This window comes from Pseudomonas sp. P2S-1 (assembly GCF_057197725.1).
Window position 1 is genome coordinate 221,114 of sequence record NZ_CM170068.1, and the last position, 17,482, is coordinate 238,595.

16 protein-coding genes and 2 pseudogenes are annotated in these 17,482 nt (G+C 63.6%); 6 read left to right on the plus strand and 12 right to left on the minus strand.

The genetic code is table 11. The features are described from left to right. Positions 1 to 45: 45 nt before the first annotated feature. The 8 genes from hpaI to AC2CQI_RS01130 form a co-directional block, all read right to left on the minus strand. Positions 46 to 849 carry a 4-hydroxy-2-oxoheptanedioate aldolase gene (gene hpaI / locus AC2CQI_RS01095; RefSeq protein ID WP_075804182.1) on the minus strand — a complete coding sequence of 268 codons (804 nt, stop codon included), beginning with the start codon at positions 847 to 849 and terminating at the stop codon, positions 46 to 48. 13 nt (positions 850 to 862) lie between these two features. Next, positions 863 to 1,666, minus strand: a complete 804-nt coding sequence (hpaH, locus tag AC2CQI_RS01100; protein WP_484578838.1) for a 2-oxo-hept-4-ene-1,7-dioate hydratase — start codon at positions 1,664 to 1,666, stop codon at positions 863 to 865. A gap of 11 nt (positions 1,667 to 1,677) precedes the next feature. Beyond that, complete coding sequence (locus tag AC2CQI_RS01105; protein WP_484578839.1) at positions 1,678 to 2,982, minus strand: MFS transporter; 1,305 nt, start codon at positions 2,980 to 2,982, stop codon at positions 1,678 to 1,680. Positions 2,983 to 3,033: 51 nt separating this feature from the next. Further along, on the minus strand, positions 3,034 to 3,426 hold the full coding sequence (locus tag AC2CQI_RS01110; protein WP_484578840.1) for a tautomerase family protein: 393 nt from the start codon (positions 3,424 to 3,426) through the stop codon (positions 3,034 to 3,036). A 116-nt stretch (positions 3,427 to 3,542) separates the two neighbouring features. Then, on the minus strand, positions 3,543 to 4,400 hold the full coding sequence (gene hpaD, locus AC2CQI_RS01115) for a 3,4-dihydroxyphenylacetate 2,3-dioxygenase (RefSeq protein WP_075804186.1): 858 nt from the start codon (positions 4,398 to 4,400) through the stop codon (positions 3,543 to 3,545). A gap of 109 nt (positions 4,401 to 4,509) precedes the next feature. Beyond that, positions 4,510 to 5,970, minus strand: a complete 1,461-nt coding sequence (hpaE, locus tag AC2CQI_RS01120; protein WP_075804187.1) for a 5-carboxymethyl-2-hydroxymuconate semialdehyde dehydrogenase — start codon at positions 5,968 to 5,970, stop codon at positions 4,510 to 4,512. A 5-nt stretch (positions 5,971 to 5,975) separates the two neighbouring features. Then, entirely contained in the window at positions 5,976 to 6,767 is a 792-nt protein-coding gene (locus tag AC2CQI_RS01125) for a fumarylacetoacetate hydrolase family protein (RefSeq protein ID WP_484578841.1), read from the minus strand. After that, positions 6,767 to 7,438 (minus strand): fumarylacetoacetate hydrolase family protein, encoded by a 672-nt coding sequence (locus tag AC2CQI_RS01130; protein ID WP_484578842.1) that lies wholly within the window; start codon positions 7,436 to 7,438, stop codon positions 6,767 to 6,769. Before AC2CQI_RS01130 ends, AC2CQI_RS01125 begins: the two co-directional genes overlap by 1 nt. Before the next feature lie 165 nt (positions 7,439 to 7,603). Here AC2CQI_RS01130 and hpaA point away from each other — a divergent pair, with 165 nt between their 5' ends. Further along, positions 7,604 to 8,491, plus strand: coding sequence for a 4-hydroxyphenylacetate catabolism regulatory protein HpaA (gene hpaA / locus AC2CQI_RS01135; RefSeq protein WP_075804190.1), 888 nt, complete (start codon positions 7,604 to 7,606; stop codon positions 8,489 to 8,491). Between the two features lie 154 nt (positions 8,492 to 8,645). Here hpaA and AC2CQI_RS01140 read toward each other — a convergent pair. The 3 genes and pseudogenes from AC2CQI_RS01140 to AC2CQI_RS01150 form a co-directional block, all read right to left on the minus strand. Further along, positions 8,646 to 9,745: pseudogene (locus AC2CQI_RS01140) on the minus strand (IS3 family transposase); the annotation flags it as partial. A gap of 103 nt (positions 9,746 to 9,848) precedes the next feature. Next, the gene (locus tag AC2CQI_RS01145) at positions 9,849 to 11,036 is read right to left on the minus strand and encodes an LLM class flavin-dependent oxidoreductase (protein ID WP_484578843.1); all 1,188 of its coding nucleotides are present in this window, start codon (positions 11,034 to 11,036) and stop codon (positions 9,849 to 9,851) included. Positions 11,037 to 11,047: 11 nt separating this feature from the next. Continuing rightward, on the minus strand, positions 11,048 to 12,271 hold the full coding sequence (locus tag AC2CQI_RS01150) for a lipase family protein (RefSeq protein ID WP_484578844.1): 1,224 nt from the start codon (positions 12,269 to 12,271) through the stop codon (positions 11,048 to 11,050). Positions 12,272 to 12,560: 289 nt separating this feature from the next. Here AC2CQI_RS01150 and AC2CQI_RS01155 point away from each other — a divergent pair, with 289 nt between their 5' ends. Beyond that, entirely contained in the window at positions 12,561 to 13,625 is a 1,065-nt protein-coding gene (locus AC2CQI_RS01155; protein WP_075804193.1) for a sigma-54 interaction domain-containing protein, read from the plus strand. On the opposite strand, the gene AC2CQI_RS01160 is transcribed toward AC2CQI_RS01155, so the two are convergent. Beyond that, the gene (locus AC2CQI_RS01160; protein ID WP_484578845.1) at positions 13,626 to 15,236 is read right to left on the minus strand and encodes an inorganic phosphate transporter; all 1,611 of its coding nucleotides are present in this window, start codon (positions 15,234 to 15,236) and stop codon (positions 13,626 to 13,628) included. It abuts the gene before it with no gap. Between the two features lie 145 nt (positions 15,237 to 15,381). Between AC2CQI_RS01160 and AC2CQI_RS01165 the strand changes: the two are divergent. From AC2CQI_RS01165 to gacA, 4 genes and pseudogenes are all read left to right on the plus strand, one after another. Beyond that, positions 15,382 to 15,790 (plus strand): annotated as a pseudogene (locus AC2CQI_RS01165) (DUF488 domain-containing protein). After that, positions 15,787 to 16,218 (plus strand): GNAT family N-acetyltransferase, encoded by a 432-nt coding sequence (locus AC2CQI_RS01170; RefSeq protein WP_484578846.1) that lies wholly within the window; start codon positions 15,787 to 15,789, stop codon positions 16,216 to 16,218. Before AC2CQI_RS01165 ends, AC2CQI_RS01170 begins: the two are co-directional and overlap by 4 nt. 134 nt (positions 16,219 to 16,352) lie before the next feature. Then, positions 16,353 to 16,706 carry a helix-turn-helix domain-containing protein gene (locus AC2CQI_RS01175; protein ID WP_075804197.1) on the plus strand — a complete coding sequence of 118 codons (354 nt, stop codon included), beginning with the start codon at positions 16,353 to 16,355 and terminating at the stop codon, positions 16,704 to 16,706. A gap of 134 nt (positions 16,707 to 16,840) precedes the next feature. After that, positions 16,841 to 17,482, plus strand: a complete 642-nt coding sequence (gacA, locus tag AC2CQI_RS01180; RefSeq protein WP_075804198.1) for a response regulator transcription factor GacA — start codon at positions 16,841 to 16,843, stop codon at positions 17,480 to 17,482.

Sequence of the window (17,482 nt, forward strand, 5' to 3'; positions counted from 1 at the left end):
GGCGCATGCGGTCCCTGTGGGAGCTGGCTTGCCAGCGATAGCTATTTAGTAGACGCCGCCGGAGGTTGGCTGTACCACCTGGCCTTCCTTGAACTTCGCCGCCAACCCCTGCAACCCGCGCATCAGCACCGTGGTATCCACCCCCACGGCGACGAACTTCGCCCCCAGCTCGATATAGCGCCGGGCCAGTTTCTCGTCGGCACTGAGGATCCCCGCCGCCTTGCCGGCCTTGTTGATCCGCAGGATCGCGTCCTCGATCGCCGCTTGCACCTCAGGATGCCCCGGATTGCCGCGATGGCCCATGGACGCGCTCAGGTCCGCCGGCCCGATGAACACGCCATCGACCCCGTCCACCGCCACGATCTCGTCCAGATTCGCCAGCGCCTCCAGGTTCTCGATCTGCACCAGCAGGCACATCTGCGCATCGGCGTGATCCAGGTACCCCGGGATGCTGTTCCAGCGCGAAGCCCGCGCCAGTGCACTACCCACGCCGCGCACGCCCTTCGGCGGATAGTGCACGGCACGCACCAGCTGCCGCGCCTGCTCGGCCGTGTCGACCATCGGCACCAGCAGGGTCTGCGCGCCGATATCGAGCACCTGCTTGATCAGCGCGGTCTCGCCGATCACCGGACGAATGATCGCTTCGCTGGCATAAGGCGCCACGGCCTGCAGTTGCGCGAGCATCCCGCGCAGGTCATTCGGAGCGTGTTCGCCATCGATCAGCAGCCAGTCGAACCCGGCGTTGGCCGCCAGTTCCGCGCAATAGGCATCGGCCAGGCCGAGCCACAGGCCGATCTGCGCCTGGTCCTGCTGCAGGCGTTGCTTGAAGCGGTTGATGGGCATGTCCATGGAAACCTCCTGATCAGACGAAACGGCAGGCGATGGAGCCGAGCATGTCGTAGTCGACATGGAAGGTATCCCCCGGGCGTGCCGCCACCGGACGGGTGAAGGAGCCGCCAAGGATGACCTGCCCGGCTTCCAGGGTGACGTCGTACGGCGCCAGCTTGTTGGCCAGCCACGCCACGCCCTTGGCCGGGTGGTTGAGCACGGCGGCGGAGACGCCGGATTCCTCGATCACGCCATTGCGGTAGAGCACCGCCGGGACCTTGCGCAGGTCGATTTCGGTCGGTCGCACCGGCCGCCCGCCCATGACCACGCCGGCATTGGCGGCGTTGTCGGAGATGGTGTCGAAGACCTTGCGGGTGACCTGGGTCTGCGGGTCGACCTGCTGGATGCGCGCGTCGATGATCTCCAGGGCCGGGATCACCCACTCGGTGGCGTCGAGCACGTCGAACACCGTGACGTTCGGGCCTTTCAGCGGCTTGCCGAGGATGAATGCCAGCTCCACTTCGACCCGCGGCACGATGAAGCGCTCGAACGGGATGTCGCTGCCTTCCTCGAACAGCATGTCGTCCAGCAGCGCGCCGTAGTCCGGCTCGGTGATGTTGGAGGAGACCTGCATGGCGCGGGAGGTCAGGCCGATCTTGTGGCCGACCAGCTTGCGCCCGTCCTTGATCTTCTGCGCCACCCAGGCGCGCTGGATGGCGTAGGCGTCCTCGATGGTGATGCCGGGGTGCTCCAGGGAGAACTGGCGTACCTGTTCGCGGGTGCGTTCGGCCCGGTCCAGTTGGGCCGCGGCGCTGAGGATCTGGCTGTGGTCGAGCATGATCGAGTCTCTTACTGAGGGTTGACGGTGGCGGCGTGGGTGCGCAGCACCAGCAGGCCGCCGAGAGTGATGAAGAAGGCCAGCACGTACAGGGCCAGGCTGGCGCTGTGGGTGGTGTCGCGCATCCAGCCGATCAGGTACGGCGCTGCGAACGAGGCGATGCTGCCGAACGAGCTGATCAGGGCGATGCCGGCCGCCTGGGTGGCGTTGGACAGGAACGCCGGCGGCAGTTGCCAGAACATCGGCAGGGCCGCGCTGGCGCCCATGCCGGCGACGATCAGGCCGCCCATGACCAGGGTCGGGTTTTCCGGCGCGATACCGGCCACGGCGATGCCGACGGCGGACATCAGCAGCGGCACGCAGAGGTGCCAGCGGCGTTCGCGACGGCGGTCCGAGGAGCGTCCGCAGGCGATCATGAAGAAGCAGCCGGCCAGGTACGGCACGGCGCTGAGCAGGCCGACGCGGCCGTCGCTGCCGATCCCGGCCGCGTGGATCAGGCTCGGCATCCAGAAGGCCAGGGTGTTCACCGCCAGCATCACCGCGCAGTACACCGCCACCAGCAGCCAGACCCGGGCATCGCCGAGGATGCCGCCGAAGGAGGTGATCGACTTGCGTTGTTCTTCCTTGTTCAGATCGTCGCGCAGGCCCTGCTTCTGCTCGTCGCTCAGCCAGTTCACGCTGGCGAAGCCGTCCGGCAGGCACTTGAGCACTACCAGACCCAGCAGGATCACCGGGGCGCCTTCAATCAGGAACATCCACTGCCAGCCCCGCAGGCCGGCGGCGTCATGGAAGAGTTCGAGGATGCCGCCGGACAGCGGGCCGCCGATCACCCCGGCCATGGGCACGGCGATGGCGAACAGCGCGGTGATCCCGGCACGCCGGCGCGCCGGGTACCAGCGGTTGAGGTAGACCAGGATGCCCGGGAAGAACCCGGCCTCGGCCACGCCCAGGAGGAAGCGCAGCACGTAGAAGCCGGTCGGCGTTTCCACCAGCAGCATGCTGGTGGACAGCGCGCCCCAGACCACCATCAGCGCGGCGATCCAGCGCCGCGGGCCGAAGCGGTCCAGGGCAATGTTGCTCGGCACGCCGAACAGCGCATAGGCAATGAAGAACAGCCCGGCGCCGAAGCCATACACGGTGTCGCTGAAGTGCAGGTCGGTGCTCATCTGCATCTTGGCGAAGCCGATGTTGATGCGGTCGAGGTGGGCGAACAGGTAACACACCAGCAACAGCGGCATCAGCCGCCAGGTCACGGTGGAATGGGTTGAATCCTGACGGGCAAGGGTGACGCTATCTGCGGTATTGGCTGTGCTCATGATCTTGTACTTTTTTTGTCAGAGTGGCCGTGGGTATTTCAGGCGGGGAGGTCAGCCCGCCTGGTTGCTCAGGAACGCGTGGACGTTGTTCTGCTTGAAGTTGAGTTGCGGGTGCAGTTCGGTCATCTCGAACGACAGGGCCAGCAGGCGCTCGGCCTGCAGCGCGGCGAAGTGCTCGGTGATGACGGCGAACAGTTGCTCGGCCACCTTGCTGCGGGTTTCCAGGTCGCGGCCGTGGCCGACCTTCAGGGTCATATGGACGAAGGCGTAGTCATGCTTGCCATCGGCCATGCGCCAGGTGTCGAGGCGCACGGCACGGCTGCGGATGCCGCCGAGGGGAAACACGCCGCTGGCGCCGAGGGTGGCGTGGACCTTCTCGAACAGGCCGGGCAGGTCGGCCTGGGCTTCGATGTTGTCTGTTACTTCTGCGATGAAGTGAGGCATTTCGGGGTTCCTTGGCTGCAAGCTTCAAGCTCTAAGCGGCAAGAGGCTTTGCGTTGATTTCAAGGTCGCGGCGAACCGCTTTTTCTTATGGCTTGAAGCTTGTGGCTTGCAGCTGTTCAAACCGGGAAGATCGCGTTGATCTGGCCGGTGCCGGAGCTGCCGAAGGCTTCGGTCAGAACTTCCACCGGCTTGTCGTAGTCGGCGCCGCCGAGCAGGCCGAGGAGCATCGCGGTGTCGTGCATGCCGCCTTCGCCGTAGCAGGCGGTGGCGTAGTCGGGGAGCATCGCGCAGAACTCCTTGAAGCGACCCTGCTTCCACAGCTCCACCACGCGCATGTCGACCTGCTTGTCGAATTCGCGGGTCCAGTTGTGGATGTTGGCTTCGGCGTTGCGGTCGTCGGAGAAGCGGTGGGAGAGGGAACCGGAGGCCAGCACCAGGACCTTGCGGTCACTCTTCTCGATGGCCCGGCGCACGGCGGCGCCGAAGGCCAGGCTGTCTTCCAGGCGATGCCAGGCGCACCAGGCGGCGATGGAAATGACCTTGAGGCGCTCGGTGGCCGGTACGTCCATGTGCATGTAGCGCATCGGCACGAGGGTGCCGTATTCCAGTTCCAGGCTCGGGATGTTGTGGGCCTGGGTGCGTACGCCGGCGGCGTTGGCCTCGGCGGCGATCAGTTCGCCCAGTTCGGGACAGCCCGGGTATTCGTAGGCCATGTCCTTGATGAAATGGGGCAGTTCGTTGCTGGTGTAGATGCCTTCGAAATGCTCGCCACAGTTGATGTGGTAGGCGCTGTTGACCAGCCAGTGCACATCGAACACCACGGCGGTGTCGGCGCCCAGCTCGCGGGCGCGGCGGCCGATTTCCTTGTGCCCGGCGATGGCCGCTTCACGGCAGCCGTGATGCTTGCCGGGCAGCTCGGACAGGTACATCGAGGGGACGTGGCAGACTTTGGCTGCCAGGACGACTTCGCCCATGATGGATCTCCTGGTTTCTTGTTGGTTGCACGGTCCCTGTGGGAGCTGGCAAGCCAGCTCCCACAGGGATTGGGGTGGCCTCGGGTTTCGAGGCAACCTCATCTACCGGTCACACACCCCAACGCGGAATGTGGTGGCTGCCCATCGAGATGCACACGTTCTTGATCTCGGCGAACACCTCGAAGCTGTACTGGCCGCCTTCGCGACCGGTACCCGAGCCCTTCACGCCGCCGAACGGCTGGCGCAGGTCGCGCACGTTCTGGCTGTTGATGAACACCATGCCGGCCTCGATGCCGCGGGCCAGGCGATGCGCCTTGCCGATGTCCTGGGTCCAGATGTACGAGGCCAGGCCGTATTCGGTGTCGTTGGCCAGTTGCAGCGCTTCGGCTTCGTCCTTGAACGGGATCAGGCAGACCACCGGGCCGAAGATCTCTTCCTGGGCGATGCGCATCTTGTTGTTCACGTCAGCGAACACCGTCGGCTGGATGAACTGGCCCTTGGCGAGGTGCGCCGGCAGGTTGGCCGGACGCTCCAGGCCACCGGCGAGCAGGGTGGCGCCTTCTTCGATGCCGATGCGGATGTAGCCGGTGACCTTGTCGTAGTGCGCCTGGGTGATCATCGAACCGACCTGGGTTTTCGGGTCGGTCGGGTCGCCCACGATCAAGCGTTTGGCACGCGCGGCGAACTCGGCGACGAACTGCGGGTACACGCTTTCCTGGATGAAGATCCGGCTACCGGCGGTGCAGCGCTCGCCGTTGAGCGAGAAGATGGTGAACAGCGCGGCGTCCAGCGCACGTTCCAGGTCGGCATCTTCGAAGATCAGCACCGGCGACTTGCCGCCCAGCTCCATGGAGTACTTCTTCAGGCCGGCGGTCTGCATGATCTTCCTGCCGGTGGCGGTGCCGCCGGTGAAGGAGATCGCACGCACGTCCGGGTGACGGACCAGGGCGTCGCCCGCAGTGGCGCCGTAACCCTGGATCACGTTGAGCACGCCATTCGGGATACCGGCTTCGACCGCCAGGCGACCCAGCTCGTTGGCGGTCAGCGGCGACAGTTCGCTCATCTTCAGAACTGCGGTGTTGCCCAGGGCCAGGCACGGTGCGGTCTTCCAGGTGGCGGTCATGAACGGCACGTTCCACGGCGAGACCAGGCCGCATACACCCACCGGCTGGTACAGGGTGTAGTTGAGCATCTGGTCGTCGACCGGGTAGGTGTGGCCGTCCATGCGCGTGCAGACTTCGGCGAAGAAATCGAAGTTGTGCGAGGCACGCGGGATCAGCACGTTCCTGGTCTGGTGGATCGGCAGGCCGGTGTCCAGGGTTTCCAGTTCGGCCAGTTGCGGGACGTTCTGGTCGATCAGCTCACCCAGCTTGCGCATCAGGCGGGCACGTTCCTTGGCCGGGGTGTTGGCCCATTTCGGGAAGGCTTCCTTGGCCGCGGCAACGGCCTGGGCGACTTCCTCGGCACCGCCGCTGGCGACTTCGCCGATGGCTTCGCCGGTGGCCGGGTTGTAGTTGACGAAGGTGTCCTTGCTCTCGACCTCGCGGCCGTTGATCCAGTGCTTGATCATGCTGTTCATGCCTCGATTTTGTTGCGCTTTTTATCGTCTTTGGGGGCGAAGAACTCGGCTTCGCTGACGATGCGGTTGACCAGGCGGCCGACACCTTCCACTTCCACCACCACTTCATCGCCCGGGACCACGTCGGCCAGGCCTTCCGGGGTGCCGGTGGCGATCATGTCGCCCGGTTGCAGGGTCATGAAGCTGGACAGGTATTCGATCAGGTAGGGGATGTCGAAGATCATGTCGCGGGTGCTGCCTTCCTGTTTCAGCTCACCGTTGATCCAGGTGCGCAGGGTCAGGTTGGACGGGTCCGGCACGTCGGCCACGTCGACGATCCACGGGCCGACCGGGGTGGTGCAGTCGCGGTTCTTCACCCGCAGGTTCGGCCGGTAGTAGTTCTCCAGGTAGTCGCGGATGGCGTAGTCGTTGCAGACCGTGTAGCCCGCCAGGTACTCCAGGGCGTCCTCGCGCTTGACGTTGCGTGCCGGCTTGCCGATCACGGCCACCAGCTCGCACTCGTAGTGCATGTACTTGATGTTGTCCGGGCGCCAGGTGATCTGGTTGTGGCCGGCGTAGGTGCCTGGCGACTTGACGAAGGCCAGCGGCTCGGTGGGTGGCGCGAAGGCCAGTTCGGCGGCGTGGTCGGCGTAGTTCAGGCCCAGGGCGAACATGCTGCCGTTGGCCGGTGGCAGCCACTCGACCTGGTCTTCGCCGATCAGGCGGCCATCGGCCAGGCGCACGGCGTTGTCGGCTTCCACGGTCACCGCGTGGACTTCACCCTGGAAACGGATACGAGCGTGTTTCATCAGTGGGCCTCCTGCTCGGCGACGATGGGGTTGGCCAGACGGCCCAGCCCGGTGATTTCGATTTCGACCTGGTCGCCCGGCTGCACGTCGACACGGCCTTCCGGGGTGCCGGTGATCAGCACGTCGCCTTCATGCAGGGTCATGAACTCGGTGATTTCCGCGATCAGTTGCGGGATGCCGCGCACCAGGTTGGCGGTGCTGTTCTGCTGGCGGACTTCGCCGTTGATGAACAGGCGGATGTCCAGGGCATGCGGGTCGGCGATCTGTGTCACCGGGACCAGCTCCGGGCCGATCACGCAGAAGCCGTCACGGCACTTGGCCTTGACCGCCGGACGGTAGTAGCTCTCTTCCGGCAGGCTGAATTCGTTGACGATGGTGAAGCCGGCGACGTGCTCCAGGGCCTGTTCGGCGCTGACCCGGCTGGCGCGCTTGCCGATCACCACACCCAGGGCCGGGCCGGCCTGCAGGCGCTCGACGCCGTTCGGGTAGACCACGGGCTGGCCATGGCCATTGCGGGTGTTGGGGGTCTTGATGAACAGCACCGGCTTGACCGGTGGCTTCTGGTACGGCGCCTGTTCGAATTCGGCGAGACGCTGTTCCAGCAGCCCCTTGTAGTTCAGCGCAACGCCGAACAGGGTGCCGGTGGCAGCGTCATGCAGGGCACGGCTCATGCTCTTCTCCTGACAGTGGGCGGGACGACACGGGGTGCCCCACGAGGGTAATTGTTAATGTGTTAACTTTATAATTAAGATGTTAACGAAATGCAAGCTGCCGATCGCCGGACGGCGCGGTAAGCTGGCGGGCAGAACAAGAAGTGGTACGAGGCAGAAGCAGTCATGAGTGATCGCACGCCGATCCCCAACATCAACATCGGCCAGGTCTACGACCAGCGCTACAGCGACTCGGAAGTGCACTACGACAAGCTCGGCAACCTCGCCGGGTTCTTCGGGCGCAACATGCCGGTGCACCGGCATGACCGGTTTTTCCAGGTGCACTACGTCAAGTCGGGGACGGTGCGGGTCTACCTGGATGACCAGCAGTACGTGGAGTCCGGGCCGATGTTTTTCCTGACTCCGCCGACCATTCCCCATTCCTTCGTTACCGAGGCGGATGCCGACGGGCATGTGCTGACGGTCAGGCAACAACTGGTGTGGCAGTTGCTGGAGGCTGATCCCGGACTGGCGCCCGGCGCGCAGGTGGCACCGGCGTGCGTGGCCCTGGGTGGGCTGGTCGAGGCGCAGCGGCTGGAGATGCTCTTCGAACTGTTGCGCGGGGAAGTGGAAGGAGCGGAGGCGGGCAGGGAAGCGGCGCTGCACAGCCTGACCCGGCTGCTGATGATCAGCCTGTTGCGTTTGTGTGCCCGCTCACTGCCGGCGCGGACCACGCGGCATGAGGATTTGCAGATCTTCCATCGCTTCAACGAGCTGATCGAAGCGCATTACCTGGAGCACTGGCCGTTGTCGCGCTATGCCGAAGGGATCGGGGTGACCGAGGCGCGCTTGAACGATGTCTGCCGGCGCATCGCCGATTTGCCGTCCAAGCGCCTGGTGCTGGAAAGGGTGATGCAGGAGGCCAAGCGGCTGCTGCTGTTCACCGGGAGTTCGGCGAACGAGATCTGCTATAGCCTGGGGTTCAAGGATCCGGCGTATTTCAGCCGGTTCTTTTTGCGGTATGCGCAGGTGACTCCGGGGGAGTATCGGCTGCGGCAGGGCGGGTTGCGCTAGGGTGTTCTCTCGGGCCCTATCGCTGGCAAGCCAGCTCCCACAGGTATAGCGCCGCTCTTGAGAGCAGTGGTGAACCTGGACTGCCCCCGAAAAGTTGGACAGCTTTAGCCAGCGGCCTGAGCCCTGTAATCGACGGGGCTTAGGCCATTTAGCATTGGCGCTGCTGATAATGCCACCCCTGATCAGAGTGAATGACCAGCTTCGGCTCCTTTCCCAAGCTACTCAGGGCTTTTTCCAGCATGTTCCCCACCAGCTCATAGCTGGGCCGGCGAGCGATCTCGTAGGCCACGATCTCACTGTTGTACAGGTCCATCACTGGTGAGAGGTAGAGCTTTTGCTGAGCCACTTTAAACTCGGTTACGTCAGTTACCCACTTCTGATTGGGCCGCTGGGCGATGAAGTTCCGCTCCAGCAGATTCTCGGCAATCCTGCCTACCTCTCCTCGATAGGACCGATATTTTTTAGGCCGCACTACCGCCTGCAAACCTTGGTCTGCCATCAGTCGCTCCACAACCTTCTTGTTCACCAGGACGCCTTGATTCTTGATCGCCAGCGTCACGCGCCGATACCCATAGAGCCCTTTTTCCTTGTGATAGACCTGACTCACTAGTTCTTTCAGATGGGCGTGTTTATCCGGCCTTTGAAGGCTTTTGAGCTGGTAATAGAAGGTGCTGTTCGACAACTCAACCAAGTCCAGCAACGCTGACAGCGGGAACCGGGTTCGGAGTCTGGAAACGATCAGCGTTTTTTCTCTTGCCTTCGCTCCTTCTCCTCTCTCAAAGCCTTCAGCTCCTTTAGGACAGCGTTCTCCATGCGCAGATACTCGAGTTCCGCCATGAGCTGATCTCGTGGCTTCAGCGCGTCGTCGGTATCAGTGGGTTTGAGTGGCTTAATCTTCTTGGACACGTCGGTAGGCTTTTTTCGTTGAGAGGCAGAGGAGGCAAGGTTGCCACTGTAGTACTGGTCCTCCCAAATGCCTATCCGAGAGGACTGGCCCAAGCCAAAATGCGCTGCCGTTTGACGCAGGGAAAGCCGGTGCTCGCGCATGTGCTGCACAACTCTGCGCTTGAAGTCGATGTGGTAGCGCTGACTATGAGGTATGGAACTGATAGTGGAGCGAGCTTTGTAGCTGGCCACCCAGCGCCTCAGCAGGCTGAAATCGATGTTGAAATGCTGGGCTACCTTTCGAAAACCATCACTGCCCTCTAGATAGGCAGTGATGGCTGCCAGCTTGAACTGTTCGGTGTACTTCATAACTCCCCCAAGGGTTGGATTAGTCTCCAATTTCTTGGGGGCAGTCCAAACCTGTGGGAGCTGGCTTGCCAGCGATGAGGCCCGAGAGAGCAATGAAGAGGTATCAGCCCGCCACTTTAAGTTCAGGCAAAGCAGCCCGCTTCAAAGCCTCTCGCTCCCCGCGAAAATGCGGAAGGATATGCTCCCCCAACCGATAAGCCTCTTCCAGATGCGGATACCCCGCCAGGAAGAACACATCGATCCCCAACTCGTTGTACTCTCGAATCCGCGCCACCACGTTCTCATAGCTCCCCACCAGCGCCAGCCCCGGCGGAATACCGATATAGCCAAACCCGGCCCAGACATTCGGGTAGATGAAGAACTCATCGAAACGCTTGCTCTCCTCGCGCTCGCCGTATTCCTCTTCATAGCTGAGCTTGCGCGCCGTGCGCAGCCCGGCATGGGCCGCAGCAGCCTTGATGGTGTTCTTCGCCACGCCCTCATCGAAGAAACGCTTGGCCTCGGCATGGGCCAGTTCCTCGGTCTCGCGGGTGATCACATCGATGGACAGTCCGAAGCGGATATCGCTGCGCCCGTACTTCAATGCCCGCTCGCGGATATCGGCGATCAGTTCGCGGATCTTGTCCGGATGCTCGGCCCTCATCAGATAGAAGTCCGCATGCCTGGCCGCAAACTCCCGCGCCGGAATCGATGACCCGGCGGTGCAGATCAGCGGCAGCTCGGCCTTCTTCTGCGGCCCGCGCAAGCCACCACCCTCGGCCTTGAAGAAACGCCCGTCATAATGGAAGTTCTCCGACCCCCAGTAGCCACGCACCACATCCATGAATTCGGTGGCGCGCTCGTAGCGCTCGTCATGCTCGAAGAAGTCCCCGACCTGGCGCTGCACCGCATCCGAGCCACCGTTGATGATGTTCCAGATCAGCCGGTTGCCCGTCGCGCGCTGGTAGGTGGCGGCCTGCTGCACCGCGACCCACGGGGTGTAGTGGTACGGCTGGAAGGCCGCCACGTAGTTCAGCGTGCGGGTCTCCCGGGCCAGCAACGAGCACACGGTCCAGGGCTCTTCGCCATAGGGCGCATTGACCATCAGCACGCCGCCGAAACCGTTGATCTCGGCTGCCTTGGCGATCTGTCCGAGGTAGTCGATATAGGTGAAGTGATCGCCGACGCGGAAGCCCGATACGGCGCCGGTGCTGTCGCCACCGGGATGCCAGTCGCCACGGTTGCGCGGATCGCCGGGCAGGAACTGGGTTTCGCCGTGCAAGGGCAGGCGGGTGAAGAATTCGATGCTCATGGGCGCTGTCCTTATTGCACGCTGGGGTTGCAGACGGGGGCGATGGTTTCGCCGTTGAACACCTTGCGGGCGAACGGCAGGGAGTCCTTGAGCGAGGCATTGACCGTCTCGCTATGACCGAGGCCCTTGTACAGATGGCCTTCGACCACCGAACCGGCCTTGCAGGCGTCCTGCATCAGGGCGACCTGGGTAGAGGCGGCGGGGGTCTTGTCCTCGGCACCGGTGCCGATGAAGATCGGCTGCGCCAGTTTCAGGGTCGGGTAGCTGACCTGGGCCTGCCAGGCTTTCAATTGCTCGCCGTCATTGGCCTTGCGCGTGTTGGCCGGGGTCAGGCCGGTGCCGATCACGTCGGCGGTCAACTGCGCCAGGCAACTGGTGCGGGCCTGTTCGAACAGCGGCAGGGCTTTCTCGGTGTAGTAGTCACGCGGATCGATCTTCGGGTTGTACTGCTGCGCCGCGAGCAGGGTGTAGAAGCCGTAGGCGAGGGCGGCATCGACCTTGTTCGGGTCCTGCTCGCCGACGTTCTTGCTGCCGACTGTGTAGATCACCCCGGTGCCGACGCTGCCCTTGAGGCCGAGGTCCGGCGCGTAGGTCGGCGCATAGGCGGCTGCGGCGAAGGCCCCGGCACCGCCCTGGGACTGGCCGAGCACCAGCACCTTGTTGGCCAGGCCCGGCACGCCGGCGATCACCGCTTTCGCCGCATCGAGAATGCCGTAGGCGGCCATGCGATTGTTGAGCAGCGGATGCCCGCCGGGCACGCCGAGGCCTTGGTAGTCGGTGGCGACGATGGCATAGCCCTCGTTCAGCCAGCGCGCCAGGTATTGCACATCCCGGTACGAGCGCCCCGACCAGGACGGCGCGCAGATATCCGCCACGCCCACGGTGCCATGGCCCCAGGTCACCACCGGCCAGCCACCTTCCGGCGCCTTGCCTTCAGGAATGAACAGCGCCCCGGACACGGCGATCGGGGTCTTGCCGTCGATGCCGTCGGTGGAGCTGTACAGGATGCGCAGTTGCGAGGCGGCGCCGGGCAGGCTCAGGGTCTGCTCCAGCGGTTCGCTGCGCAGCAGTTTGCCCGGGGTGGCGGGGATCGCCTTGTCGAAGCTGTAGAACGCCGAAACCCGGCCATCGCCTTGCAGCGGGTCGGGTTTCGGCGCGTAGCTCTCGGCGGCGAGGGCGGTGAAGGAGAGGGTCAGCAGGCTGAGGCCAAGGGTAAGCGCGTGGGGCAGTTTCATGAAGGGTCCTTGAACGAAACGACGGTCGGGAAGCCCTTGAGCGAAAGCCATGCCAGTTATCCGGGAAATCGCTGCAGCCCTTGCAACGCGTGGCTTTCAGTCGAACGCACGGAAGCCCGTCCGGGCCGCTGTGCTGATCTCCGGGCACCCCGTTGCTTGGCCGCTGCTGCTGGAGCAGCAATCAAACCGCATGCTTCTTTTTGGAATATACAAATGCAAATTAATAATTATTTGTTCTAATTTGTTTCGTGCACTATGAAGGCGCGCCACCCATGCCAGGAATGCCTTTATGTCGCTGATTACCCATCCCAACGCCCGCGAACTGACCAAGTCCGTTCGCGCCACCGTCCTGGTGTTCAAGGACCCGCGCTCCCAGGAGTTGCTCAGTCGTATCGAGCGCCTGGCGCCCAGCGAAGCCAATACGCTGATCATCGGCGAGACCGGGACCGGCAAGGAGCTGGTGGCGCGGCATATCCATCAACTCAGCCGTCGTGGCCGGGAGCCCTTCGTGGCGGTGAACTGCGGCGCCTTCGCCGAGACCCTGGTGGAGAGCGAGCTGTTCGGCCACGAGAAGGGCGCGTTCACCGGGGCGACCAATGCCAAGGCCGGTTGGTTCGAGGCGGCCAACGGCGGCACCCTGTTCCTCGACGAGATCGGCGACCTGCCGCTGAACATGCAGGTGAAATTGCTGCGGGTATTGCAGGAGCGCGAGGTGGTGCGCCTCGGCTCGCGCACGCCGGTGCCGATCAACGTGCGCCTGGTGGCAGCGACCAACGTCAACCTGGCCGATGCGGTGGTGGCGGGGAATTTCCGCGAGGACCTGTTCTACCGCCTGCACGTGGCGACCATCCGCCTGCCGCCACTGCGCGAGCGGCCGGGAGATATCCTGCCGCTGGCCGAATTCTTCCTTGAGGAACATTGCCAGCGCCTGGGCTACAACCGCGCCAGCCTGAGCCCGGAAAGCGAGCGCAAGCTGCTGTCCCATAGCTGGCCCGGCAACATCCGCGAGTTGGAGAACGCCATCCATCACGCCTTGTTGGTCTGCCGCCAGCAGCGCGTGCAGCCGGGGGACCTGCACCTGGTGGATATGCGTCCGATGGGGGTAAGGCATGAGGAGCACGCGCTGCCGCAACGCCTGCCGGCGGCCCCGCCGGACCTGGAAGCGGCGCTGACCGCCTTGTTCGAGCAGAATATCCCCGACCTCTACGAGCATATCGAGGAGACCGTGTTCCGCACCGCCTACCGCTTCTGCCACGGCAACCAGCTGCAGACCGGGCGCCTGCTGAACATCAGCCGCAATATCGTCCGTGCCCGCCTGGAGAAGATCGGCGAGCTGCGCAGCAGCAGCGCCTGATCAGATAAACCGGGTCAGCAGCCAGTACAGCGCGCCGGACAGCAGGATCGACATCGGCAGGGTGAGGATCCAGGCCATCGCCAGGTTGCGGATGGTCCGGCCCTGCACCCCGGAACCGTTGGCGACCATGGTCCCGGCCACCCCCGACGAGAGTACGTGGGTGGTCGAGACCGGCAGGCCGAAATGGTCCGCCGCGCCGATGGTGCACATGGCGACCAGTTCGGCCGAGGCGCCCTGGGCGTAGGTCAGGTGGGTCTTGCCGATCTTCTCGCCGACCGTCACCACGATGCGCTTCCAGCCGACCATGGTGCCCAGGCCAAGGGCGAGGGCCACGGCGACCTTGACCCACAGCGGGATAAAGCGCGTGGCGTCGTCGATCTGCGCTTTGAACTGCTGCACGGTCTGCCGGGTTGCGGCGTCCATATCCGGCAGCTTGTGCTTGTCCATCAGGCGGATCGCTTCGCTGGTCAGGTACATGTCGTTGCGCACGTTGCTCACGGCTTCGGCGGGGATGCCGGCGAGGCCGTAGCTGTCGACCTGCTGGCCGATATCCCCGGCCAGTGCAGCGAGGGCCGGGATCAGCAGCGGGCTGGCTTCGGGGGCGCGGATGAACTGGGTCAGGACGTCACGGGGCTGGGCGTTCAGCAACGGCACCGTGGCGTAGTTCGTCAGTGCCTGACGGGTGTCCTGGGCAACCACCACGAACTGCTGCGACTGTTCCTCCGGCATGGTCCGGTTCAGCGCATAGGCCATGGGCAAGGTGCCAACCAGGATCAGCATGATCAGGCCCATGCCTTTCTGCCCGTCGTTGGAACCGTGGGCGAAGGACACTCCGGTACAGGTGACGATCAGCAGGCTGCGGATCCACAGCGGTGGTGGCTGGTCGCCCTTCGGCGCTTCATACAGCTCGCGGCTCTTCACCAGCTTGCGCAGGCCCAGCAGCAACACGGCGGCGCAGGCAAAACCGAGGATCGGCGAGAACAGCAGGGCATAGCCGACCTTGCCGGCCTGGGCCCAGTCGACCCCCGAAGTACCGTCGCGCCCGTGCATCAATGCATTGGCCACGCCGACGCCGATGATCGAGCCGATCAGGGTGTGCGACGACGAGGCGGGCAGGCCCAGCCACCAGGTGCCGAGGTTCCAGATGATCGCCGCCAGCAACAGGGCGAAGACCATGGCGAAACCGGCCGAGGAACCGACCTGGAGGATCAGCTCCACCGGCAGCAGGGCAATGATCCCGAAGGCCACCGCGCCGCTGGAGAACAGCACACCAAGGAAATTCCACACCCCCGACCAGACCACGGCGAAGCGCGCCGGCAGGGAGTTGGTGTAGATCACCGTGGCCACCGCATTGGCGGTGTCGTGGAAGCCATTGACGAACTCGAAGCCCAGGGCGATCAACAGCGCCAGGCCGAGCAACAGGAAGGGCGTCCAGGTGGTGATGACCGTGCCGCTGGCATCGATATCGCGGAACAGGCTCCAGGCGGTGTAGAGCAGGGCGCCGATCAACAGGCTGCAGAACACCACGGTGGGGGTACGGCTCGCGCGCGAGCCGGAGGAGGGCGTTGCAAGCGCGGCCGGGCAAGGGGCGGCGCTGGTCTGGGTAGTCATGTACGGGTCCGGGGGTGACATTTTCAGGCTCCTGCCTGGTACCGAGCAGCGTACTAGCATAGGCAGTGATCGGGCTGACGCCAGTCAACGAATCCGGGTGTAAGCTCCATTGATTTCAGTGATGTTCAGGCAAGGAGGGCGCGTCATGATCCGCTGCAAAAGGGCCTATGAAGCCCCGGCTGAAGAGGATGGCCAGCGTGTGCTGGTCGACCGGCTGTGGCCGCGCAACCGGCGCAAGGACCAGGCTCGATGTCGTGCAATGGCTGCCGGAGCTGGCGCCGTCCAATGCGCTGCGCAAGGCCTTTCATGCCGGAGAGGTCGACGCCAGGGCCTTCGCCGAGCGTTACCGGCAGGAATTGACCGCCCGTCCGGAACATTGGTGGCCGTTGCTGGACCTGGCCCGCCAGGGCGACCTGACCCTGGTCTATGCCGCGAAGGACACAGAGCACAGTAATGCCCAAGTGCTCGCCGAATGGCTGGAAGACGAACTGGAACGCCAGGGGCCGGGCAGTTCCCCGGTGTGCTACGCCGATCAGGAGAAAGATCCATCTTGAACCTGCGACTGCAACGGGCCAGCGACCTCGACCTGGCCTACGCCCGCGACCTGACCCGCAAGGGCATGCTCCGCTACTACTGCGACTTCGACCTGCTGTGGCAGGACGAGGCCTTCGATCAGGGCTGGGGCTGGCGCGAGCAATGGCTGGTGATGGACGACGATCGACGCCTGGGTTTCTGCAGCCTCAGCCAGGACATGCGCGCGCTGTATATCCGCGAATTGCATATATCCGAAGATTTTCAGGGGCAGGGCGTCGGCACCTGGGTGTTGCGCGAACTGAACACCTGGGCGGGGCGGCGTCGCCTGCCATGGATGCGCCTGACCGTATTCAAAACCAATCCGGCCCGTCAACTTTATCTGCGTGAAGGATTCCGCGAAGAGGGCGAGGAGGAATGCTTTATCCGCATGCAGCGAAACGTTCGCTGACCCCCTTCGAAAGGCGTAGGACGGCTTGTGCAGAACTTCGCCGCGCAGGCATAGTTCAAGATTGTTGACGGTGCAGTGGATGTACCGGGTTTCCTACCCGTTAATGGGTGTTTTGCAAAGGATTATGTATTCGTATGAAGGGTATTGGACTACGTCTCAGGGAAGAACGCGAGCGCCTTGGGCTGACTCAACGGGCATTTGGCGATATTGGCGGGGTCGAACCCAACGCCCAGGGCAAATATGAGAGTGGCGAGCGTACGCCGCGTGCCGATTACCTCGCGGCGGTGGCGGCGAATGGCGTGGATGCCTTGTACGTCCTGAGTGGTGTGCCGACTCCGGCGACCCTGGACGATTTGCGTCCCGGCGAGAACCACCTGCTCGACTGCTACCGGCGCCTGCAAGTGGCGGATCAGCAGGCTGTAAGACATCTTCTGGAGAGCCTGGCGGGTAATGCCGTTTCGCCTGTAGGTAAAGTGGCAGTGGCCTGATCGGACAAAGCGCACCAGAAATGTCGAAAAAATGAAATCTGACGTCATATTTGTGACGCATTCTGTTAGGTCCACCCTGCAATTTTTTGATAAGGTGGCCGGATCCAATTCAGACCGTAAGGCGAGGTGTCTGCTTGATTAGGGTTCTGGTGGTCGACGATCACGATCTGGTACGTACCGGTATAACCCGCATGCTGGCCGACATCGACGGTCTGCAGGTGGTGGGCGAGGCTGATTCGGGCGAAGAAGCGCTGAAGAAGACCCGCGAACTGAAGCCGGACGTCGTCCTGATGGACGTGAAAATGCCTGGAATCGGCGGTCTCGAAGCCACCCGCAAGCTGTTGCGCAGTCATCCCGACATCAAGGTGGTCGCGGTCACCGTCTGCGAGGACGATCCGTTTCCCACGCGCCTGCTCCAGGCGGGCGCCGCCGGTTACCTGACCAAGGGCGCCGGGCTCGAGGAAATGGTCCAGGCGGTCCGCCTGGTGTTCGCCGGGCAGCGCTACATCAGCCCGCAGATCGCCCAGCAATTGGCGCTGAAATCCTTCGAACCGAAGAACGCTTCGCCGTTCGACAGCCTGTCGGAGCGGGAAATCCAGATCGCCCTGATGATCGTCGGTTGCCAGAAGGTGCAGATCATTTCCGACAAACTGTGCTTGTCGCCGAAAACCGTGAACACGTACCGTTACCGCATCTTCGAAAAACTCTCGGTCACCAGCGATGTGGAACTCACCTTGCTGGCCGTCCGCCACGGTATGGTTGATGCCAACCTCTGA